The sequence below is a fragment of the Pyramidobacter sp. YE332 genome, from assembly GCF_033060595.1.
Classification (GTDB): Bacteria; Synergistota; Synergistia; order Synergistales; family Dethiosulfovibrionaceae; genus Pyramidobacter.
The window spans coordinates 1-18247 of record NZ_CP133039.1 but is presented as its reverse complement, the minus strand read 5'-3'; the positions used below and the strand labels follow the sequence as shown (position 1 = coordinate 18247).

Here is an 18247-nt window from a genome sequence, read left to right as displayed (position 1 = left end):
AGCCGTTCGACGGCTGGCGTTTTACAGTGGGGCTGATCAGCGCCGGGGCGATCGGCGCGATTGTCGCCTGGGGGCTTGACAGCCTGGGGGTGAGCAAGCAGCTGTCTGCGGTCATCATCTCCATGTGCGGCTACGTTGGCGGCCCTCTTTTGGACATCTGCTATACCGAGATCCAGGAGACGCTGCAGGCCGCGTTCGACGGTCTGCAAAAGTGGCTGTCGGAGGGGAAGTGGGATCGCCGTGGGCACGATGAGTAAGTTACGCGAATTCAAAATTGGATTCTTGTAGGAATGCTTCCGGGATATTCATAAACGTGTTAATACTTGACACTATGTAAAAACATGTTTATAATGTGTCCTGAAAGCGAGGTGATATACACATGGCAAAGCGAGGCGAAGAGGAAAACTCAAGGGGAAGAAAAACCTTCACCACGACGATTAATTCTGAAAAGCTACTGCCTTTCAAGATTAAGTGCGTGGAGTTGGGGCTTCCCATGAACACCGTGCTTGAGAATTTTATGGAACGCTTTGCCGCCGGTACATTAAAATTTGAACCTGCGGACAAATAGCAAAAACCCCGCGCATCTGCAAAATCTTCTCGGCAGAAGACAGATGAACGGGGTCCCAGAACCACAGAGGTTCCATGGAGATTATATCACAATCTTCTATCCTCTGTGGATGAGCCATTATTCATGGAGGTAAAAAATGCTCGCACCACTACCGAAACTCTACGGCAACCTCTTCGAGAATATTTTTCTGCCCCCTTGAATCATCTTTAATCATATGGTATCATCGTGAATAAGGAAGGAGGGCGAGAAATGGATAAACTTCTCACAGTAAAGGAGGTTGCCGAAATCATTGGAGTTCACATTGACACCGTGAGGATATGGCTGCGTACAGGCCGAATGAAAGGCGTAAAGTTCGGGAAGGCGTGGCGCATTCCTGAAAGCGAACTCAAAAAGGCAACCCGAATAACCATCAAGTCTTTGGCCGGACTTGGTTATTCGGGGCCCCAGAACCACAGAGGTTCCATGGAGATTATACCACAATCTTCTGCCCTCTGTGGATGAGCGATTATTCATGGAGGTAAAAACATGCTCGCACCATTACCGAAACTCTACGGCAAGGACCATCTGTTCAACCAGCTCCCCAATGAGGCCGTTCGGGCCATGGCGATTCGCGAAGCGCTGGCGCTCTGGAATCAGGGGCTTCACAGGTTCCCCGAAGGCGTCGACCGGAGATGGAAGTACGGCGACAATCTGTTCGTGGCGTATCTGTACATCGCCGACCTGATCAAGCACAACTGCGAGGTCAGTCTCGAATCGCTGGAGTCGATGTTCAACAACTGGTCGAATCAGGAAGTGACCTACGGCTTCTTCGCCCGGCCGGTCGCGCCCGAAAGCTCCACCCTCGGCGTGACGCTCTGGAAGGGCGAAGCCCGCGTCGGCAGCATGGACGTGTCCAAGTATTTCGAGAAGGAACATAAAAATGTGATGCGAGATATTAAAGAGCTGGACTGTTCCTTTGATTTTCAAAAGCTCAATTTTGAGCTCTTGTCCCGAACCGTTGAAGTTGCTAACGGCGCGCAAAAAGAAGTTCCCTACTACATGATGACCCGCGACGGGTTCACGTTCCTCGTGATGGGCTACACGGGCAAGAAAGCGGCGGCGTTCAAAGAAGCCTACATCAAGGCCTTCAACGCCATGGAAGAGATCATCCGCGGGCATTCCGACCGCGTGGTCGAGATCGAAGTGGATCACGAGGCCGAACGCCTCGAACTGCTGCGCCGCAATCTGGCGCTGCTGGAGGGGATGAAGAAGCCCGAATCAATCCTGACCAAAGGGCCTGAGAAGCTGCCGGAAAGCGCGCCGCGGAAGGAAGACCAGCTGGCGCTGCCTCTGCCGGGAAAGAAGGCGCGACGGCGTCGGCGCTGTTACCGCTTCGTCCCTCCGGCGCGCGGCTACTACACCGCCACGCAGCTGGCGGAAGAGTTCGAGACGAGCCGGGGATACATCGGTAAAGTCGCGCTCCGCTACCGGCTGAAAGCGCCCAAGGGCGAACGCAACGAGTTCGGCTATTGGTACGCCGACCAGAGGGGCAAAAATGAATCCCGGCTGTGGGCGTACAGCGAGTTCGCCCGCGAGTGGATGAAGAAGTATTTCGAAGCGCTGTAATGCATCTGAATAACGGACAAGGCGACCTCTACAGGGGGCCGCCTTGTTTTATTGGAGGACATGCGAGATGACGAAAAAATCTTGGCTGTTATGGCTGGCGGCGGTTGTCGTTGTCGGACTGCTGGCGTTTATCTATTGGCGTCAATATCAGGACTGGCGTGAGACGGACGCGCTGATCTCCCGCCTGCGCGAGAGCGCCGCACGTCCGAGCGCCGGGCGGATGCCATCGTGGACGCCACCAGACAAAGGGAGGTGACTGTTCGTGCTCAAGCCAAAAGCGGACTGATGATCTACCTGCTGACCGTCTCGCTACTGCTCTCGACGTTCTGCTGGCAGAGTATCGCGCAGGCCGCTGATGTTCAGCGCGTCTCCGACGGGTATCTGCTCTCCGAGGCCGCCATGCGCGACACCATCGCCGGCTGGACGGCGGATCGCGAGAGCGCCCGCGTCCTGCGGCAGGGACTGGACGATCTGCGGGCGGAGATCGCCGCGCAGGCGGAGGATACGCGGCGGCTCGTCGTGGACCTCCGGCGCGAGCTGGCGGCGGAGCGGGCGGAGTATAATAGACGCATCAGGCGTGGACGGGCACAGGGGCTCCTGCTGGGGTTGCTGGTCGGAGCTGCGAGTATGGCCATAGCAAAATAAAGAGCGGGCATCGTCTGTCATTGACGGTGCCCGCTCTTTTTTTGTTTTTCACTCATATGTCGGGGTGCCGTCACGCAAAGCATCCAGATAGTCGGCGTAGACCTGCATCATCGCCGTGCGTTCCTCGATGTATTCGAAGCGGTTGTACGCATTACGCACCTTGTCGCGCTCCTTGTGCGACAGCTGGCGTTCGATCACGTCGCGGGGGAATCCCATGCCGTTCAGCAGCGTGCTGGCCGTCGCGCGGAAGCCGTGCACCGTCGTCTCCGGCGGACGCTGGTCTTCCGGCAGCGTCGCGTGCAGAGTTTTCACGGCGTTGAGCAGCAGCGTCTTCGGCAGCTGGGCCCCCTTGATATCGGACGGAAAGATCAGCGCCTCTTTGCTGGTGAATGAGCGCATTTTTTGCGTTTCCAAAATCGCCATGGCCTGGCGCGACAGCGGCACCACATGATCTCGCTGTTCTCGCCGGCGCTTGGTGTGAGACGCGGGAATGATCCAGAGACGTTTTTCAAAGTCGATTTCCGCCCACGTTGCTTGGCGCATCTCCTTCTGGCGCACGAACGTGTACATCACAAACAGCAGCGCCAGACGCGTCGTCGGCGTGGAAACGGTGTCGATGGCGCGCATCAGGCGCCCGACGCCGGCAGGATCGGTGACCGCCGCGAAGTGCTGCTGCTCCGTGTCCTCGGGCGAGTCGGGATCAGCGCGCGCGACAGATTGCCGGCCGGGCTTTTGCCGAGCACGCCTTCGTCGAGCGCGTAGTCGAACAGGCCGGTGACGATGGTCGCGGTGCGCTGGGCGGTCTTGTACGAATGCTCTTTCTGGATCCGCTTCAGATCCATGACCAGCTCGCGGCGCGTCACGTCGGCGCAGGGTTTCTGCCGCAGCGCCGCGCTGAAATACGAGAAGCGCAGGCGCTTGATGTACTCCTCGTCGGGCGTTTTCTTGCGCACGAACTCCGTCAGCCAACGGTCGGCCAGCTGCTGCAAAGACGGTCCGCGCAGCGCCCGCCCGTTCAACAGATCTTCGGCGATGTTGCTCGCCTCGATGCGGGCGTCTTTCAGCGACATGTCGGGATACCTGCCGATCGTCCGGCGAGCCTCCACGCCGCCGATGCGCGTGCGGATGACCCACTTCTTCAACCCGCTGGGGTAGACGCGCAGATACAGACCATTCGCCGTATCGGCCAAGACATACGCCTTGGCTTCCGGCTTTGCCTGGTCGATCGTCACCTTCGTCAGCGGCGTGCCGTCAGCCTTCTTTTTCTTCCCCGTTCGATCGAGCATTTTCAACGCCTCCGTTTCAAGTCACCGATTTTAGCGGTGACTCGAAACGATAGGGCAGTTTTAAGTCACCACTTTACGTCACCGATCGAGCATAATAACAACCAATGACACTTAACGACTTTAAACGAATTATAACAAACAGAGACGTTGCGGCGCAACGTCCCCAATCTTTAATCTTCGTTGAAAACATTGCTTGTCAACGGCAAAAAGATAAAAAAATGGAGCCGACTGCCTTGCTAGAAATATCTATGAATAGTTGTAAATACTGAATTAATATGTTTGTATTCGCGGCTTTAGTCACCGAAAAGTCACCATTATGATGCCGGTTTGCACTTTTTGCCCTCGTTATTTTGATGAGTTCTGCTGCGTAGCTTCACAGCGTTCTTTTATAGCAATGCTGGGTAAAACCTCTAATTCTATATCTTCACAGATTTGTCCTTCGAGTTGCTCAAGTTCGCGATCTAATGCGCTAGACAGGGAACTTTTATTCTCATCCTGTATTGGGAGAGATAAAGATGTTTTCATAGACCTGCCTCCTTTATTGAGCATATCATTGTTTTTTTGCCACGGTTATTTAATCTCGCGATATAGAAAAAGCTAATGGCAAAACTACTATGTATGGGAATAAAAACACAACGCCTGTTAATAGCCATGGCCATTGCCAAACTTTAAGAGCCCCAACAATCCCAAGAACTGTTCCTACAACTGGGATATACGATAGGGGAATAGAAATTAGTAAACAGAAAAACCAATTCCAATCTAGCCAATACCGTAACCCTTGATAAAAAGCCACTGTTTGAACAACTCCTAAACTAAAATAAACGATCATAAAAAAGGCCGTTGCTGTGTTGTGTAATAAGTTTTTGTTGTTCATTTATGTGCTACTCTCCTTTCTTGGGGATCGTCATTCCACGGCACACTTTGCCTATATATCTGAACCGTCCGGTTTCAACGTCTTCTTTTGTAAATCTCTTAACGGGGTATTTAAGGGAAGCGGAACGCAATTCCCCTCCATCGCAATGACGATTCCAGTAGATCCATTTCACCATCCAGTCGCCGTCGAGTTCCGCAATAATAACATCTCCGTTATCCGCTTCGGCAATGGGATTCACTAAAACCTGACAGCCGTCGGGAATGCCGGCTTCTTCCATGGAGTCGCCGCTAATGCGTACAATAAACGGGCTTTCTCCCGGCTCCGTGGAATATTGGCCGCCCAGCAGCCACACAGGGATTTCAAGCTCTTCTCTTACGACGCCTTCCACTGACACCGCTCCCATTCCCGCGCAGGCGGACATGAAATCTTCGTACACTGGAACTTTAATGCTACCGTTCATTCCATAATGCTCGATAATTTCAACGCGCTCTTCCTTCGGGGAGGGCGCGGTTTTGTTTTCAAACCCGCCTGCTTCGGCTCCACTCACCAAAGATGTAACCGGCACTTCCAATACTAAAGCTATTTTTTCAAGTTCGCTGAGTCTCGGTTCTCGTTTCCCCGCTTCCCAACGACGCACAGAGTCGATAGACACTCCTACGCGCTGGGCGAGGTCTATCTGATTCAAACCTTTGTCTTTTCGTAGTCGCCGCAACAAGTCTTTAAGCATGTAAAATTCCCCTCCTTATTTAATAATGCCATTTGGCTAGGTTAAATTCAACTCGCAGTATAGCATTATTTTCCTCTTGACAATGCCATTTGGCGTTATATAATAGCGATAAATAATGCTAAATGGCATTAAATAACAAGAGAGAGGGGGGAGCGATTTTGGAGAGCCTGAAACAAAGACGCTTAAGTTTAGGTTTCACGCAAGCAAAACTCGCAGAGTTAAGTGGGCTAAGCATCGACAGCATTCGGCGCTATGAACATGAGGAACGCATTCCTCGCGCTGGAGATTTAAAGACCTTGGCATCAGTGCTTAGAACGACACCCAACGACCTGCTGGGCGTAAATGAAAAAAGCCCCGGCGAGTAGCCGAGGCGGAGGAAGGGGAGAAACAACTATGACAGCGGGGGACGCGATACTGCAGGAAATCGCCGTGAAGACGGCGAAGATTCTGCGCCCATTGATGCGGGACATTATCCGCGAGGCGTTCGAAGATGCCGAGAAGGCGCGCCCCGCGGTGCAGGTAACGCCGACGCTGGAGCGGGAGCCGAAAACGCTGACGGCCAAAGACCTGAAAAGGATCTTCAAGGTCGGAGACTCAACGCTGAATGCCGGCGTGACGGATGGGCGCTTCCCGCCGCCAGTCAGCGGCGGCGGCGCGGTCGGCAGCCAGCGGCGGCGCTGGAACGCCCAGGACGTGTACGACACCGTGCGCCTGGGGCGATGGGATAAGGTGCTCAACGAACGGACGCCGAACATGGCGAAGGAGGCGAGGGCGCATGGACGCGGAGCTTAATCGAATTCTATGCGAGCTTTTTGTAGAGGCGCTGGCATACGCCGGCATAATGCTCGGGGCTTACTGGGTAGTAAGCACGTTGTGGAAAAGAAGGAGGAGCTAGGAATGGATAAGAAATTTGTTTGGTACCGCATCGGAGCAGATATTATTCTCGCGCCGGCTGCGCCGCTTCCGGAACTGCCGGAGATCCCCCGCGGGGCGCTTGTCATCATCGAAGGCCGCGCGCCGGTCTGGCGCTATGGCATGGCGTTCCACCGCCTGCACGGGCTAGCTTCGGCTGTAGCTGTGTACGATCCCCGTCTGGGCGCGGTGGTCGTCGCCTCGCACACGGCGGAGTACTGCGAGGGCGACATCCTCGACGTCGCCCCGCCGGAGGACGATGCAAAATGACCCTCTACGGCCCCGAGTCGCGCTGCGGCCGCCGCCTGCGGTGGTGGGAGCTGCTGCGGATGGCGCTGGAGGCGTTGCTGGAATGATGACAAGGAAGGGAGACAAAAAATGACTAACGAAGAGTACGTGCGCTTGCAGGACATGTGGCTCAAAGCGACAGGAGTTAGAGAAGGCTGTTGGGTAAAGGTGTTGCGGGCTGTTAAAAACCATGAAAGCGGTTGGGGTAATTCCTGGGCGCCTGAAATGGATATGCTTGTAGGGCGAACTATGCAAGTGAAAGATGTGCGCTCCTTACAAGGCATCGCTTTGGGCATAGACGGAGACAGTTCTCTGTTTTACTTCTTTCCATTTTTTGTCCTCGAACCCACAGAAGCGCCAAAGAAGAAGTATGAGTTTAAGCCGTTCGAGCAGGTGCTCGTGAGAGATGAAGATTCAGAAGTGTGGGATGCAAACCTCTTTAATTACACGAGAGGCGACGGTGGGGGACCGTTTGAATGCGTTAGCTGCGCATGGCACCAGTGCATCCCCTACGCTGGACACGAACATCTACTCGGCACGACGGACGAGCCCGAGGACTGGGCGAAGTACTACGACAAGGCGTGCTACGACAAGGAGTGAGCAAATGAGCGCAAAAAAAAACAGAGCCGTCCACGGCGGCAACCGCGAGCGGCTCACAGAACCGGCGAGAACAATGACTAGCTCTCGCCTCTGATTATAACACAGGAGGATTAGGTCATGAATTTTGATCCGGAGACCATGAAAGTCACTATTTGTTCCAAACGCAAAGGGCTGGGGTTCAGCGTCGATCTGAAGGGCGGCCACTTCGACTGCACCGAGTGCCGCGGCACGGGGCGCGTCCTCGTCCAGACGATCAAAGACGAGTTCACGATGGACTCTCTCGACGAGGATCGCCCCTTCGACCGGGAGATCATGAAGGTACAGGTCTGCAAGTCATGCCGGGGGCTTGGGCATATCGATTACGGCACAGAAGAACGCGAATGCAAAGACTGCCACGGCGCCGGTCGGGTAGTCGAACAGAAAATACAGCACGAGTACCAGCTGCATCATCTTGAAGGATTCGAGGAGGAATAAATATGGATATCAAGATCACCATCGCCTTTGAAGAAAAGAACGGGGAATCCTCAGCGACTTCATCAAAGCCATGACCCTCATTGCCGATGCGCAGAAGACCACCGGCACGCCAGGCGCGAAAACTCCGGAGCCAGACGCCTTCGATCTTCCCGCCGACGAGGAAAAGCCGGCCAAAAAGAAGAAGGCCAAGGCCAAGACGCCGCCGGCCGAAGCCCCCGCGCCAGAGGAACCCGACGATCCCGAGCCGGAAACGGATCTTGCGGCCGTAACCGCTGACCCCGACGCGCAGCGCGCCGAGGTGAAGGACCTGATCCAGAAGTCCGTGCTTACCGACTGCCGCGACGGTATCGTGGCCCTGCTGCAGAAGTACGGCGTCAAAAAGGCCAGCGCCGTTCCGGACGACAAGATCGGCGACTTCCTCGCCGATCTGCGGGAGGTGTGCGCGGCATGACGAAAACGCCGGATCACGCCGCGCGGGCTCACGCGCTGCTGAGTCCCAGCTCGGCACACCGATGGCTGGCCTGTACGCCCTCGGCGCTGCTGGAAGCCGGGGAACCCGACAGGACGACCAGCTTCAGCGAGGAGGGAACGCTGGCGCACGAGTTCGCGGAAGTGTATCTGCGCGACGAACCCTGGGCGGAAGAAACACTTAAGAAGCTTCGGGCTCATGAGCTCTACGCCCCGGAGATGGAGGAACACGCCAAAGATTATGCCTCGTATGTCCGCGGCAAGATGGGCGCGGGCGCGCTGGCGGTGGAGCGGCGGCTCGACCTGAACGGCTGGGCGCCCGGCAGCTTCGGCACGGCCGACTGCCTGATCCTGTCCGACGAGCGGCTGACCGTTATCGACTACAAGTACGGCAAAGGCGTCAAGGTCGAAGCCGACAACAACCCGCAGCTGAAGCTGTACGCCCTGGGGGCTCTGGACGTCTTCGGCTTCGCCTACGACATGCCGCGCGTCGAGCTCGACATCTTTCAGCCGCGGCTGGACAACGTCAGCGAATGGGAGATCGACCGGTCCGACCTGATCGGATGGGGCAACGCCTACGCCAGGCCGCACGCCGAAATGGCGGCCAAAGGCGAAGGCTACCCCATGGCCGGAACGCACTGCCAGTTCTGCCGCTACGCCAAAAAGTGCAAGACGCTGGCGGAGTACAGCCTGGCCGTTGTCTCGGAAGACTTCGAGGATGAGAGCGGCCGACTCGACACCAACGAGCTGAAGCCTTCGGACTGGCAGCTCATCCTCACGCGCGCGCCGATCGTCAAGAGGTGGCTCGAGCTCGTCGACGGCGAGGCCCTGAACAAGCTTATGGCCGACCCGAAGAGCATCCCCGGTTTCAAAGTCGTGGAGGGCCGCAGCGTGAGGAAGTACAACGACACCGCCGTCTGCGCCGAACTGCTCGCCGCGGCCGGCTACAAGCCCGAAGAGTTCAACAAGCCCGCGGAGCTGAAAGGCGTCACGGATATGACTAAGCTGCTCGGTTCGAAGAAATTCAACGAGATCCTCGGATCCCAGATCGTCAAGCCCCAGGGCAAACCGACCGTCGTCCCCATGAACGACAAGCGCCCCGTGTTCCAACCCGCCATCGGCGAAGACTTCGCCGACGAATCGTTATTCTAAAAAAGGAGACCATAAAAATGTCCGAAAGAATCGTTCTGCACGACGTCCGCATCTCGTACGCCCACGTGTTCCAGCCCCACGCCTTCGAAGGGCAGGAACCCAAGTACAGCGCTCAGTTCATCCTGCCGAAGGATCATCCGGAAGCAAAGAAGTTTTACACCGCCCTCGTCGAAAAGGCGAAGGAGAAATGGCCGGCCAAGGTCGCGAACGGCAAGTTCCCCGGCTCGCTGACCTGCCCGCTGCGCGACGGCGACGCGGAATTCGAAGACCGCGAGGAGTATCAGGGATGCTATTTCTTCAACGCCCGCAGCGCCAAGCGCCCGCAACTCTTCCAGCCTGACAAGAGCCAGCTCACCGAAGACGACAACCTGCTCTTCTCCGGCGACTACGTCAACGTCTCGGTCAGTCTGTTCGCCTACGACAAAGGCGGCAACCGCGGCGTCGGCGTCGCCCTGCTGGGCGTCCAGTTCAAACGCAAGGGCGAACCGCTGGGCGGCCCCGGCGACTGCACCGACGACTTCGAGGAAGAGGAAGCCGAGGCCGCGGCCAATGACGACCTCTTCTAGGCGGGTGCTGCATCTCGACTTAGAAACCTACTGCGACGAGGATCTGGGGAAGCGCGGCGTACATAAGTACGCCGCTTCTCCATCCTGCGAGATCCTGCTGCTCTCATACGCGCTGGACGACGGCCCTGTCGTCACCTGCGACGCGACGGAATCCAGTTTCAAAGAGAAGTACAAGACTTTCCGGCGCCTTTTCGCCGATAAAGGCATCGTCAAAGCGGCTCACAACGCCGTCTTCGAGATGACGGTCTTATCCCGCAAAGGCTTTGTCATCCGCCCCGACGAGTGGCTGTGCACCATGGCTCTGGCCAATTACGCCGGACTGCCGCCGTCGCTGGCGGCGCTGTCCAATGTCCTGCACCTGTTCGACAAGGGCAAGATGACCATCGGCACGCAGCTGGTCAACTACTTTTCCAAACCCTGCAAGCCGACGAAGGCCAACGGCGGCCGCACGCGCAACCTGCCGAAGGATGATCCCGAGCGCTGGGCGGCGTTCAAGGAATACAACCGGCGCGACGTGGAAGCGGAGCGCGAGGTGTACAAGCGCCTGATCAAATTTGACCAACCGGAGGCGGAGCGCCGTGTGTTCCTCCTGGACTACGAGATCAACCGCCGCGGCATCGGCGTCGATCGCCGACTGGCCGAACAGGCCGTGAAGATGTCGGAACAAGTCACCGACGCCGCCGTAACGGAGTTGAAACGCCTTACCGGACTGGGCAACCCGAACAGCGTCGTTCAGTTCAAATCCTGGCTGGCCGAAAAGGGCGCCGCCGTCGAAAGCCTCACGAAGACCGCAGCCGAAGCACTGCGGGACAGCGTCGAAGACCCGCTGATCAAGCGGGCGGTGGGACTGAAACTCTCGGTCAGCAAGGCGTCGGTCAAAAAGTACGACGCCATGCTGAGAGCTTATAACGCCTCGAGCGAAATCGAAGGCTTCGGCACAGTCAACGGCGCGTTCCAGTACTACGGCGCTAACCGGACCGGGCGCTGGGCGGGGCGGCTGGTGCAGCTGCAAAACCTGCGGCGCAACAGCCTGCCGAATCTCGACGTCGCCCGGACGCTGGTCAGGTCCGGCGACTACAACGGCCTGCGTCTGGCCTACGACGATTACGACACATCGGAGATCCTCGGCCAGCTGGTGCGCACGGCGTTTATCCCGACGCCAGGAAACAAGTTCATCGTCGCCGACTTCTCGGCGATCGAAGCCCGAGTGATCGCCTGGCTGGCGGGCGAGCGCTGGCGGATGGAGGCGTTCGCCCGCGGCGAAGACATCTACAAAAGCAGCTACTCGCAGGCGTTCGGCGTTCCTGTCGATCAGATCACGAAGGAAATGCGCCAAAAAGGGAAGATCATGGAGCTCGCATGTGGCTACGGCGGATCGGTAGGCGCTCTCAAGGCGTTCGGCGCCGACAGGCTGGGCCTGAACGACGACGAGCTGAAGCACCTGGTCAACCGCTGGCGTTCGGCCAGCCCGAACATCGTGCGCTTCTGGCACAGGATCGAGAACGCCGGCAAGGACGCCATCGACGAAGGACGAACGACGCGCTTCAAGCCGGGACTGAAATCGGTTACGAAACAGGACGCCTGAAGATCACGCTGCCGTCCGGGCGCAGTCTGTACTACCAGGACGCGAAGCTGGAACCGGGGAAGTACGGCCCGATGATCACCTACATGGACATAAACCAGGTGTCGCGCCACTGGGACCGGGCCGACACGCACGGCGGGAAGCTGGCGGAGAACGTCACGCAGGCCGTCGCGCGCGACTGTCTGGCAGCGGCCATGCTCCGCTTGAACGACGCCGGATACAAGATCGTATCTCACATACACGACGAGGTCGTCATAGACGCGCCGCAGGGGCCAAAGTTTCCGAGGTGGAGAAGATCATGGGCGAACCTGTTTTATGGGCTCCCGGGCTGCTCCTGACGGCCCACGGGTACGAAGGAAGATATTACTTCAAGGATTAGGAGGTGGCTCATGGGTAAAGAACTGACTTTCAGTTTGGCCATGGCCGGAGCCGGCTGCAGAAAAGATTCCGCAACGAATCCTGGTCTTGGGCCAGCTGCTCGAACGAGTACGGAACGTCAAGCGCACCGGGGAGACCATGGCCGAATACGCGGCTATGCGAAGGACAAGCGCAGCGAGCTGAAGGACGCCGGGGCTTTTATCGGCGGTTTCCTCAGGGCGGCAGCCGCAAGGACGTCGTCAACCGGCAGCTGATCTGTCTTGACGTAGACTTCGCCGATCCGAAAGCGCCTGTCTGGGCGGCATGGGAACAGAAATTCGGCCGCCGCGCGCTGATGTATCCGACGCACAGCAGCACGCCCGAGACGCCGCGTTACCGTCTGGTGATCCCGCTGACAGAAGCCGTGCCGGCGGAGCAGTATCAGCCGATCGCCCGGAAGATCGCCGAAGCGCTGGGCATCGAACAGTTCGACGACACGACCTACGAGCCGCAGAGGATCATGTACTGGCCGTCGGTTCCGAAGGACGCGCCGTTCGAGGCGCTGAGCCTCGACGGAGACGTTCTGACGCCAGGCGAGGTGCTGGGGCTATATCGGGACTGGCGCGATGTGTCGCAGTGGCCGGTCAGCGAGCGGGCGGAAAAAGTACGCCTCCGGGAGCGGAAAAAGATGCAGCCCATCGCCGAGAAACGCGGCGTCGTGGGCGCGTTCTGCCGCGCCTGGCCGATCGAAGAGGCGATCGCGCAGTTCGTCCCCGACTACGCGCCAAGCGAGACGGTTCCCGGGCGGTACACCTACGTCAAAGGCACGACCAGCAACGGCGTCGTGATCTACGAGGATTCGTACAGTTTCAGCCACCACGACACGGACCCCGCAGGAGGCGTGGAGTGCAACGCCTTCGACCTGGTGCGGCTGCACCGCTTCAAGCAGCTGGACGCCGAAGCGAAGAAAGACACGCCGATCACGGCGCTGCCGTCGTACAAGGCTATGGTCGACTTCGCTCTGCACGACGACCGCTGTCTGGAACAGCTGAACAGGGAGCAGGCGGCGGAAGCCGCGGAGGTAGGAGACGACTTCGCCGACGAATCCGACGAACAACCGAAGGCGCCGGAAGGCTGGGAGAAGAAGCTCGAACGCGACCGAACGGGATATCCCGTCAGCACCTACAAAAACATCGAACTGATCCTGCGCTGCGACGGGAAGTTCCGCGGCCGCTTCGGCTACGACGAGTTCGCGCGGCGCGAGGTGGCCCTGAGGATCTGCCCTGGCGCAAGGTGACGAAGGGCGACAACGGCCTGAAAGACATCGATGACGCGGAAATACGGCTCTGGTTCGGCAAGAAGTACCACATCAACGGCAGGGACAAGATCTGGGACTGCGTCCTGCACGAGTGCCACCGGCGCTGTTTCCATCCGGTCAAGAACTATCTGGAGATGCTGCGCTGGGACGGGAAGAACCGGATCGGCTCTGTGCTGATCGACTACTTTGGCTGCGAAGACTGCGAATACATCCGCGAGATCACGAAAAAGACTTTTCTTGCGGCGTGACCGGATCTACGAGCCCGGGGCGCAGTTCGACACGATGCTGACGCTGAAGGGCCTCAGGGCTGCGGGAAGAGCAGCTTTTTCCGCAAGCTCTCACGGGGCTGGTTCAGCGATTCGCTGAAGATATCCGATCGAAGGACGCCTACGAGGGCATGCAGGGCGTGTGGATCATCGAAATGGGCGAGCTGTCGGCGCTGCGCAAGGCCGACGCCGAGGCGATCAAAACTTCCTGTCGGGGACGATGGACCGCTTTCGCGTCGCCTACGGACGGCGCACGGCGGAGTACCCGCGGCAGTGCATCTTCGTGGCGACGACCAACGAATGCGAGTTCCTGCGCGACCGCACGGGCAACCGGCGCTTCTGGATCGCCGACATCCCCAAAAGTGCCCGGCCGAAGAAGGACGTGTTCGCCTGGGCGGCGGGGAGATCGATCAGATGTGGGCGGAAGCCAAAGCGCTGTACGACCTTGGCACGGAAAGCGTAGTGCTGCCGCCGCATCTGGCGAAGCAGGCGCTGGAGATCCAGGAGGCGTTCCTGCAGGACGACCCGCGCGCCGGACAGATCAAAGAGTATCTGGACCGCAAACTGCCCCGGGCTGGGACGATATGAGCCTCGACGACCGGCGGGAATGGCTGGCCTCGAACGAGCGGGGCTCGATCCTGCGGACACGCGTCTGCGCCGCGGAGATCTGGTGCGAAGTCCTGGGTAACGGCGTAGACAGGATGAAGCGCTTCGACGCCGTGGAGATCAATCAGATTTGGACAGTTTGAGCGGGTGGGAACGGGAAAAAGTAACATATCGAACACGTCGTATGGCGTGGTAAAAGGATTTCGGAGAATACGTTAAATATGTGCAACTAGCTATATCATAGAAGTTACAGCCGCCGAGCCATTGAAATTGCTAAGCCTGTGGCATCTTTGGCGCCGCCGTTTGTAACTTTCTAAGTTACAGCCTAAAGCCTTGCAATTACAAGCGTTGCTTTGTTTGTAACTTGTAACCTACTCTAAAATATTATTTATGTGTATTTAGATGAATATCAAACACGCGCGTATACGCGCGTATACGCGCGTAAGGAGATGTTGGAAGAAGGTTACAAAGTTACAGGGGCAAAAAAAACACTTACTAAGCCAGTAGGCATCAGCGTCCGCGAGTGTAACTTTCTAAGTTACAAGATGAGAGGGTTAAATTCAGGCAAGATCAGTTATTTCAATGGTTTAGAGGTTGTAGTATATACGTAACCTAACATACACAATTGTAACTTTCTCGGAGAAAAAAAACGATGCTTGAAAAGGATCTGGAAAGTACTTCAACGCCGCCGCAGAGCGGAAGGGTATATGTCCTTGAAGTTCGTGTCGCCAGCATGGCGCGGCGTTCCGGACCGAATTGTCTTCGGCGCGGGGCGCTGCTACCTGGTGGAGTTCAAAAACGGTCTGGAAGGCAGGCTGTCGAAGCTGCAGGAATTCATTTCTGGCGCTTCAAGATCCGCGGCTTTCCGGTGACGTGCTGCGGACAAAGGAGGAGGTTGATCTGTTTGTCGACGGTCTTTCGAGCGTACGACTATCAGCGTCAGGCGATCGAGTGGATCCTTGACCATCCGCGCTGCGGACTCTTCCTGGACATGGGCTTGGCAAGACGGTCTGTACGCTGACGGCGATCGAGACGCTGATGTACGACTCGCTGGAGATCCGCAAGACGCTGGTGATCGCGCCGCTGCGCGTGGCGCGTTCCGTCTGGGCCGAAGAGTGCCGGAAGTGGAGCATCTGATCACCTGCGCGTGTCCAAAGTCCTCGGTTCTCCGGAAGAACGCGCCAGGCGCTGAAACGCAGGGCCGATATTTATGTGATCAACCGGGAGAACGTCTGCTGGCTAACGAAGAACTTCAAGTGGGACTTCGATCTGTGCGTGATCGACGAGCTGTCGAGTTTTAAGAGCCCGAGCGCGCGGCGCTTCAGATCGCTCCGCCGCGTGATCGGACAGTGCAGCGCGTGATCGGCCTGACCGGAACGCCCGCGCCCAACGGGATGATGGATCTCTGGGCGGAGATCTTCCTTCTGGACAACGGCCAGCGCCTGGGGCGGACGCTGACCGGTTACCGGGCGAACTATTTTCACCCTGCGTGGATGTCGGGTTTCGTGGTGTATAAATACGCGATCAACGCCGGATGCGCGGAAGTCATCAGGTCGAAGATCTCGACATCTGCATCAGCATGAACAAGCGGGACTATCTGGACATGCGGAACGCGTGTACCAGACGGTCTGCGTGGAGCTGCCGCCGGCGGCCATGCGCCTGTACAAGGAAATGGAGCGCGACTGCCTGATCACGCTGGCGAGAACGTCGTCACGGCCGTGAACGCCGCGGCGCGAACACCAAACTGCAGCAGATGGCCGGCGGCGCCGTATACGCCGAAGACGACGGCGCGAAGGCGATCCACGACGCCAACTGGAAGCGCTGGCGCAGCTGATCGAAGAAGCCAACGGGCAGCCGGTGCTGGTCTTCGTGGCCTATCGGCATGACCGGACCGGGATCAGAAATACCTTGGCAGCGCGGTCCATGAGCTGAACACGGAGGATGACATCGCCGCATGAACCGCGGGGGTTCCCCGTTGTTGTGGCGCATCCGGCCAGTATCGGCACGGGCTGAACCTGCGCAGGGCGGCCACATCATCATCTGGTACGGTCTCACATGGAGCCTGGAGCTGTATCAGCAGGCGAACACCGGCTGTACCGGCAGGGACAGAAGGATACCGTCAGCGTCTATCATCTCGTGCGGCGGATACCGTAGACGAAGCGTGCATGGCGGCGCTGGCGTCGAAGGACGCCGGGCAGAACGCGCTGATGGACTATCTGAAAGCCAGACGCGAAGAGCTGAAGGAGTAGAGAGTTATGAACAAGTGGTTTGAAACGATTGTCGAAACGGGAGTTTCTGGAACTGCACAAGAAATGCTTTACGGACCAGGCGATAAGATGACGGACCGGGATGACAAAACGGCGAATATGTTTTTCTCGAAGACGGTTGGGGAGTGTGACGGTGTTCGAAGTTGGAGACTGGGTATAGTTATTCGGATTTCAACGCCCATATACTTTTGATGTTGACGGGGATTTTGGCGAGGTGGCAAAAAATTTTTTTCGAATTTATGTTCAACCGTTTCGGTCTTCCGTATTTATCGAATTTTGTCAGCCAAAAAACCGGCGCGCTGATATACGGGAGCTGCTGGAATTGGGGTATGGCGTGGATATATGAGGAGGAAACGGGATGTTGAATTATGTTGATCTTTTGGATTGGAACGGAAACTCGGCGTGGATCCGAAGATACGTTAGTGGCGAATCCGACACGATCAATGAACGGGTATATTTCAGCGCCGAAGCAGTGGGTCGATATATCCGTTTTGCGATAAGGTGGTTGCGGTGCTGAAAGAGCGCGTCGGGGAGCTTGAAGATCAAGCTGAAGAAATGGAGTCGAAGCAGGCTGCACGAGTTTAGATGACTGAAGACCTGGGTGAAATCAAAAAAGTGCTGCGGTCGGTCTGGTGGACGCAGAAGCGACTCGACGCCGATCTCGAACGTTTGGCGATGCTGCGGGCCAAAGCAGCGGGTGTCCGTGGCATGGAGTATGACGGCAGAGGGTGCACGGAGGGACGGAGCATAACGCGCTGGAGGGCGCGGCGTGCGCGATCGCGGATTGCGAGGCCAAAATCGAGGCGGAGGTCGCGCAATGGCGGGCGGCGCTGGATCGGGTGACGGGGATCATTCATGACGTCCCCTCGCCAAAATTAGCGGTGATTTTACAGATGCGGTATCTCAATCTGTGGCCGTTTGAAAAAATCGCGGTCGAGCTGGGCTACACGTGGAGGCACGTCAATCGGATGCACGTGTTGGCGCTGAAAGAAGCGAATATGGTTTATCAGGCGCAAAAAGAAAAGATGTCATAGAATGTCATAGTCTTGACGTGATATGATGTAGACTGGGAATTACGGGGAAAAAGAATAACGACAAAGGCGAGGCCGCGAAGGCCCCGCCTTTTTTCATGGGGAACGGTTAAGTTCTGTTGAATTCCGACCTGAGAGCGTTCTGCAGCGTTTGAGAGAAGTTGATGCCTCTGGCGATGGCGGTATCGTTCATCCATTTTGGAATGGTGACGGTCTTGCGCACGGCGCGATTGAAATGCCGCGCGGCGTATTCGCGTACGTCCACGGCGACGAGCGTTGCGAAAGCGTCTTGATAATCGTCGTCGAGTTCAGAGGCTACGTCGCGGGGCGACACATCGCCGAGCGCCGACGGAGCGGGCGGTGTGTCGCCGTCTTCGAACATGGCGGAAAGGACGCCTGCCAGGCAGTCGATCGCCATGGTCATGGCGTCGTCGAGCGTATCGCCGCAGGTCGAGGCGCCGTTAAGGTCGGGAAAGATCACGGAATAACGTCCGTCGGTTTCTTTGACGAATACTGCCGGGTATGAAGAGACCATATAGAATTCCTCCTTTTGCTCCTGTGTCTCGGCCGGAGCTCATTTCAGCCCGGCCTGTTTCAGGATGCTGTTTTCTGTGCCTTCGTCAGTTCTTTGGTGTGGAAGGCGATCGTGACGACG

The 18247-nt window shown here is 57.4% G+C and carries 34 protein-coding genes; 28 read left to right on the top strand and 6 right to left on the bottom strand.

All coding sequences use genetic code 11. From position 1 onward, the window contains the following. The 6 genes from RAH42_RS13215 to RAH42_RS13190 form a co-directional block, all read left to right on the top strand. A partial coding sequence (locus RAH42_RS13215) for a phage holin family protein (RefSeq protein WP_317540289.1) occupies nt 1-257 on the top strand: 257 nt, incomplete at its 5' end. 122 nt (nt 258-379) lie between these two features. After that, nucleotides 380-568, top strand: a complete 189-nt coding sequence (locus RAH42_RS13210; RefSeq protein ID WP_317539444.1) for a hypothetical protein — start codon at nt 380-382, stop codon at nt 566-568. 249 nt (nt 569-817) lie between these two features. Further along, nucleotides 818-1069, top strand: a complete 252-nt coding sequence (locus tag RAH42_RS13205) for a helix-turn-helix domain-containing protein (protein ID WP_317540288.1) — start codon at nt 818-820, stop codon at nt 1067-1069. A 24-nt stretch (nt 1070-1093) separates the two neighbouring features. After that, entirely contained in the window at nt 1094-2173 is a 1080-nt protein-coding gene (locus RAH42_RS13200; RefSeq protein WP_317539442.1) for a Rha family transcriptional regulator, read from the top strand. Between the two features lie 67 nt (nt 2174-2240). After that, the gene (locus RAH42_RS13195; RefSeq protein WP_317540287.1) at nt 2241-2429 is read left to right on the top strand and encodes a hypothetical protein; all 189 of its coding nucleotides are present in this window, start codon (nt 2241-2243) and stop codon (nt 2427-2429) included. Continuing rightward, complete coding sequence (locus tag RAH42_RS13190; protein WP_317540286.1) at nt 2402-2818, top strand: hypothetical protein; 417 nt, start codon at nt 2402-2404, stop codon at nt 2816-2818. The genes RAH42_RS13195 and RAH42_RS13190 overlap by 28 nt, the downstream gene beginning before the upstream one ends. 48 nt (nt 2819-2866) lie before the next feature. Here RAH42_RS13190 and RAH42_RS13185 read toward each other — a convergent pair whose 3' ends face one another. The 5 genes from RAH42_RS13185 to RAH42_RS13165 all read right to left on the bottom strand — a co-directional run bounded on the left by RAH42_RS13185 (nt 2867) and on the right by RAH42_RS13165 (nt 5705). Further along, nucleotides 2867-3445, bottom strand: a complete 579-nt coding sequence (locus tag RAH42_RS13185) for a site-specific integrase (RefSeq protein WP_317540285.1) — start codon at nt 3443-3445, stop codon at nt 2867-2869. After that, nucleotides 3445-4104, bottom strand: coding sequence for an integrase arm-type DNA-binding domain-containing protein (locus RAH42_RS13180; RefSeq protein ID WP_317540284.1), 660 nt, complete (start codon nt 4102-4104; stop codon nt 3445-3447). Before RAH42_RS13180 ends, RAH42_RS13185 begins: the two co-directional genes overlap by 1 nt. Nucleotides 4105-4449: 345 nt before the next feature. Next, the gene (locus RAH42_RS13175) at nt 4450-4629 is read right to left on the bottom strand and encodes a hypothetical protein (protein ID WP_317539489.1); all 180 of its coding nucleotides are present in this window, start codon (nt 4627-4629) and stop codon (nt 4450-4452) included. 49 nt (nt 4630-4678) lie between these two features. Beyond that, complete coding sequence (locus tag RAH42_RS13170; RefSeq protein ID WP_317539488.1) at nt 4679-4978, bottom strand: hypothetical protein; 300 nt, start codon at nt 4976-4978, stop codon at nt 4679-4681. Between the two features lie 7 nt (nt 4979-4985). Further along, nucleotides 4986-5705, bottom strand: coding sequence for a LexA family transcriptional regulator (locus RAH42_RS13165; protein ID WP_317539487.1), 720 nt, complete (start codon nt 5703-5705; stop codon nt 4986-4988). A 122-nt stretch (nt 5706-5827) separates the two neighbouring features. Between RAH42_RS13165 and RAH42_RS13160 the strand changes: the two genes are divergently transcribed. The 22 genes from RAH42_RS13160 to RAH42_RS13055 all read left to right on the top strand — a co-directional run bounded on the left by RAH42_RS13160 (nt 5828) and on the right by RAH42_RS13055 (nt 17595). Next, nucleotides 5828-6070 (top strand): helix-turn-helix transcriptional regulator, encoded by a 243-nt coding sequence (locus RAH42_RS13160; protein WP_317539486.1) that lies wholly within the window; start codon nt 5828-5830, stop codon nt 6068-6070. A gap of 28 nt (nt 6071-6098) precedes the next feature. Then, nucleotides 6099-6497, top strand: a complete 399-nt coding sequence (locus RAH42_RS13155) for a hypothetical protein (RefSeq protein WP_317539485.1) — start codon at nt 6099-6101, stop codon at nt 6495-6497. Between the two features lie 105 nt (nt 6498-6602). After that, a complete protein-coding gene (gene crn3, locus RAH42_RS13150; RefSeq protein WP_317539484.1) occupies nt 6603-6887 on the top strand; it encodes a CRISPR-associated ring nuclease Crn3/Csx3 in 285 nt (94 codons plus the stop codon). 108 nt (nt 6888-6995) lie between these two features. Further along, nucleotides 6996-7505, top strand: coding sequence for a hypothetical protein (locus RAH42_RS13145; protein ID WP_317539483.1), 510 nt, complete (start codon nt 6996-6998; stop codon nt 7503-7505). Between the two features lie 117 nt (nt 7506-7622). Continuing rightward, the gene (locus RAH42_RS13140) at nt 7623-7979 is read left to right on the top strand and encodes a molecular chaperone DnaJ (protein WP_317539482.1); all 357 of its coding nucleotides are present in this window, start codon (nt 7623-7625) and stop codon (nt 7977-7979) included. A gap of 70 nt (nt 7980-8049) precedes the next feature. After that, nucleotides 8050-8430 (top strand): hypothetical protein, encoded by a 381-nt coding sequence (locus tag RAH42_RS13135; protein WP_317540283.1) that lies wholly within the window; start codon nt 8050-8052, stop codon nt 8428-8430. After that, nucleotides 8427-9599 (top strand): DUF2800 domain-containing protein, encoded by a 1173-nt coding sequence (locus RAH42_RS13130; protein ID WP_317539480.1) that lies wholly within the window; start codon nt 8427-8429, stop codon nt 9597-9599. The genes RAH42_RS13135 and RAH42_RS13130 overlap by 4 nt, the downstream gene beginning before the upstream one ends. Before the next feature lie 17 nt (nt 9600-9616). Then, nucleotides 9617-10165 carry a DUF2815 family protein gene (locus RAH42_RS13125; protein ID WP_317539479.1) on the top strand — a complete coding sequence of 183 codons (549 nt, stop codon included), beginning with the start codon at nt 9617-9619 and terminating at the stop codon, nt 10163-10165. Continuing rightward, the gene (locus RAH42_RS13120) at nt 10149-11750 is read left to right on the top strand and encodes a DNA polymerase (protein WP_317540282.1); all 1602 of its coding nucleotides are present in this window, start codon (nt 10149-10151) and stop codon (nt 11748-11750) included. The genes RAH42_RS13125 and RAH42_RS13120 overlap by 17 nt, the downstream gene beginning before the upstream one ends. Nucleotides 11751-11821: 71 nt before the next feature. Then, the gene (locus tag RAH42_RS13115; protein ID WP_317540281.1) at nt 11822-12085 is read left to right on the top strand and encodes a hypothetical protein; all 264 of its coding nucleotides are present in this window, start codon (nt 11822-11824) and stop codon (nt 12083-12085) included. 51 nt (nt 12086-12136) lie between these two features. Then, nucleotides 12137-12379, top strand: a complete 243-nt coding sequence (locus RAH42_RS13110) for a hypothetical protein (protein ID WP_317540280.1) — start codon at nt 12137-12139, stop codon at nt 12377-12379. An 80-nt stretch (nt 12380-12459) separates the two neighbouring features. Continuing rightward, on the top strand, nt 12460-13401 hold the full coding sequence (locus RAH42_RS13105; protein ID WP_317540279.1) for a hypothetical protein: 942 nt from the start codon (nt 12460-12462) through the stop codon (nt 13399-13401). After that, the gene (locus RAH42_RS13100; protein WP_317540278.1) at nt 13398-13670 is read left to right on the top strand and encodes a VapE domain-containing protein; all 273 of its coding nucleotides are present in this window, start codon (nt 13398-13400) and stop codon (nt 13668-13670) included. Before RAH42_RS13105 ends, RAH42_RS13100 begins: the two co-directional genes overlap by 4 nt. A gap of 160 nt (nt 13671-13830) precedes the next feature. Further along, nucleotides 13831-14151: a VapE domain-containing protein gene (locus RAH42_RS13095; protein ID WP_317540277.1), complete on the top strand. Its 321-nt coding sequence runs from the start codon at nt 13831-13833 to the stop codon at nt 14149-14151. Further along, a complete protein-coding gene (locus RAH42_RS13090; RefSeq protein WP_317540276.1) occupies nt 14103-14276 on the top strand; it encodes a hypothetical protein in 174 nt (57 codons plus the stop codon). The genes RAH42_RS13095 and RAH42_RS13090 overlap by 49 nt, the downstream gene beginning before the upstream one ends. Next, nucleotides 14273-14437, top strand: coding sequence for a hypothetical protein (locus tag RAH42_RS13085; RefSeq protein ID WP_317540275.1), 165 nt, complete (start codon nt 14273-14275; stop codon nt 14435-14437). Before RAH42_RS13090 ends, RAH42_RS13085 begins: the two co-directional genes overlap by 4 nt. A 509-nt stretch (nt 14438-14946) precedes the next feature. Then, nucleotides 14947-15315 (top strand): hypothetical protein, encoded by a 369-nt coding sequence (locus RAH42_RS13080; protein WP_317540274.1) that lies wholly within the window; start codon nt 14947-14949, stop codon nt 15313-15315. A 17-nt stretch (nt 15316-15332) separates the two neighbouring features. After that, complete coding sequence (locus RAH42_RS13075; RefSeq protein ID WP_317540273.1) at nt 15333-15431, top strand: hypothetical protein; 99 nt, start codon at nt 15333-15335, stop codon at nt 15429-15431. A 75-nt stretch (nt 15432-15506) separates the two neighbouring features. After that, the gene (locus tag RAH42_RS13070; protein WP_317540272.1) at nt 15507-15656 is read left to right on the top strand and encodes a hypothetical protein; all 150 of its coding nucleotides are present in this window, start codon (nt 15507-15509) and stop codon (nt 15654-15656) included. After that, the gene (locus RAH42_RS13065) at nt 15644-15877 is read left to right on the top strand and encodes a hypothetical protein (protein ID WP_317540271.1); all 234 of its coding nucleotides are present in this window, start codon (nt 15644-15646) and stop codon (nt 15875-15877) included. The genes RAH42_RS13070 and RAH42_RS13065 overlap by 13 nt, the downstream gene beginning before the upstream one ends. A gap of 672 nt (nt 15878-16549) precedes the next feature. Beyond that, a complete protein-coding gene (locus RAH42_RS13060; RefSeq protein ID WP_317540270.1) occupies nt 16550-16753 on the top strand; it encodes a hypothetical protein in 204 nt (67 codons plus the stop codon). Between the two features lie 536 nt (nt 16754-17289). Beyond that, the gene (locus tag RAH42_RS13055) at nt 17290-17595 is read left to right on the top strand and encodes a hypothetical protein (protein ID WP_317540269.1); all 306 of its coding nucleotides are present in this window, start codon (nt 17290-17292) and stop codon (nt 17593-17595) included. A 106-nt stretch (nt 17596-17701) separates the two neighbouring features. On the opposite strand, the gene RAH42_RS13050 is transcribed toward RAH42_RS13055, so the two are convergent. Continuing rightward, the gene (locus RAH42_RS13050; protein ID WP_317539471.1) at nt 17702-18127 is read right to left on the bottom strand and encodes a type II toxin-antitoxin system HicB family antitoxin; all 426 of its coding nucleotides are present in this window, start codon (nt 18125-18127) and stop codon (nt 17702-17704) included. Nucleotides 18128-18247: the final 120 nt, after the last annotated feature.

Bases quoted from the DNA above. Each gene is read 5' to 3' on its own strand.
- RAH42_RS13200 (WP_317539442.1), top strand. From the start codon at position 1,094: ATGCTCGCACCATTACCGAAACTCTACGGCAAGGACCATCTGTTCAAC.
- RAH42_RS13080 (WP_317540274.1), top strand. From the start codon at position 14,947: ATGCTTGAAAAGGATCTGGAAAGTACTTCAACGCCGCCGCAGAGCGGA.
- RAH42_RS13140 (WP_317539482.1), top strand. From the start codon at position 7,623: ATGAATTTTGATCCGGAGACCATGAAAGTCACTATTTGTTCCAAACGC.
- RAH42_RS13090 (WP_317540276.1), top strand. From the start codon at position 14,103: ATGTGGGCGGAAGCCAAAGCGCTGTACGACCTTGGCACGGAAAGCGTA.
- RAH42_RS13050 (WP_317539471.1), bottom strand. From the start codon at position 18,127: ATGGTCTCTTCATACCCGGCAGTATTCGTCAAAGAAACCGACGGACGT.
- RAH42_RS13105 (WP_317540279.1), top strand. From the start codon at position 12,460: ATGTATCCGACGCACAGCAGCACGCCCGAGACGCCGCGTTACCGTCTG.
- RAH42_RS13110 (WP_317540280.1), top strand. From the start codon at position 12,137: ATGGGTAAAGAACTGACTTTCAGTTTGGCCATGGCCGGAGCCGGCTGC.
- RAH42_RS13060 (WP_317540270.1), top strand. From the start codon at position 16,550: ATGAACAAGTGGTTTGAAACGATTGTCGAAACGGGAGTTTCTGGAACT.
- RAH42_RS13085 (WP_317540275.1), top strand. From the start codon at position 14,273: ATGAGCCTCGACGACCGGCGGGAATGGCTGGCCTCGAACGAGCGGGGC.
- RAH42_RS13145 (WP_317539483.1), top strand. From the start codon at position 6,996: ATGACTAACGAAGAGTACGTGCGCTTGCAGGACATGTGGCTCAAAGCG.
- RAH42_RS13175 (WP_317539489.1), bottom strand. From the start codon at position 4,629: ATGAAAACATCTTTATCTCTCCCAATACAGGATGAGAATAAAAGTTCC.
- RAH42_RS13115 (WP_317540281.1), top strand. From the start codon at position 11,822: ATGATCACCTACATGGACATAAACCAGGTGTCGCGCCACTGGGACCGG.
- RAH42_RS13195 (WP_317540287.1), top strand. From the start codon at position 2,241: ATGACGAAAAAATCTTGGCTGTTATGGCTGGCGGCGGTTGTCGTTGTC.
- RAH42_RS13205 (WP_317540288.1), top strand. From the start codon at position 818: ATGGATAAACTTCTCACAGTAAAGGAGGTTGCCGAAATCATTGGAGTT.
- RAH42_RS13135 (WP_317540283.1), top strand. From the start codon at position 8,050: ATGACCCTCATTGCCGATGCGCAGAAGACCACCGGCACGCCAGGCGCG.
- RAH42_RS13075 (WP_317540273.1), top strand. From the start codon at position 15,333: ATGTACGACTCGCTGGAGATCCGCAAGACGCTGGTGATCGCGCCGCTG.
- crn3 (WP_317539484.1), top strand. From the start codon at position 6,603: ATGGATAAGAAATTTGTTTGGTACCGCATCGGAGCAGATATTATTCTC.
- RAH42_RS13160 (WP_317539486.1), top strand. From the start codon at position 5,828: ATGGCATTAAATAACAAGAGAGAGGGGGGAGCGATTTTGGAGAGCCTG.
- RAH42_RS13120 (WP_317540282.1), top strand. From the start codon at position 10,149: ATGACGACCTCTTCTAGGCGGGTGCTGCATCTCGACTTAGAAACCTAC.
- RAH42_RS13170 (WP_317539488.1), bottom strand. From the start codon at position 4,978: ATGAACAACAAAAACTTATTACACAACACAGCAACGGCCTTTTTTATG.
- RAH42_RS13130 (WP_317539480.1), top strand. From the start codon at position 8,427: ATGACGAAAACGCCGGATCACGCCGCGCGGGCTCACGCGCTGCTGAGT.
- RAH42_RS13155 (WP_317539485.1), top strand. From the start codon at position 6,099: ATGACAGCGGGGGACGCGATACTGCAGGAAATCGCCGTGAAGACGGCG.
- RAH42_RS13210 (WP_317539444.1), top strand. From the start codon at position 380: ATGGCAAAGCGAGGCGAAGAGGAAAACTCAAGGGGAAGAAAAACCTTC.
- RAH42_RS13125 (WP_317539479.1), top strand. From the start codon at position 9,617: ATGTCCGAAAGAATCGTTCTGCACGACGTCCGCATCTCGTACGCCCAC.
- RAH42_RS13165 (WP_317539487.1), bottom strand. From the start codon at position 5,705: ATGCTTAAAGACTTGTTGCGGCGACTACGAAAAGACAAAGGTTTGAAT.
- RAH42_RS13180 (WP_317540284.1), bottom strand. From the start codon at position 4,104: ATGCTCGATCGAACGGGGAAGAAAAAGAAGGCTGACGGCACGCCGCTG.
- RAH42_RS13185 (WP_317540285.1), bottom strand. From the start codon at position 3,445: ATGCGCGCCATCGACACCGTTTCCACGCCGACGACGCGTCTGGCGCTG.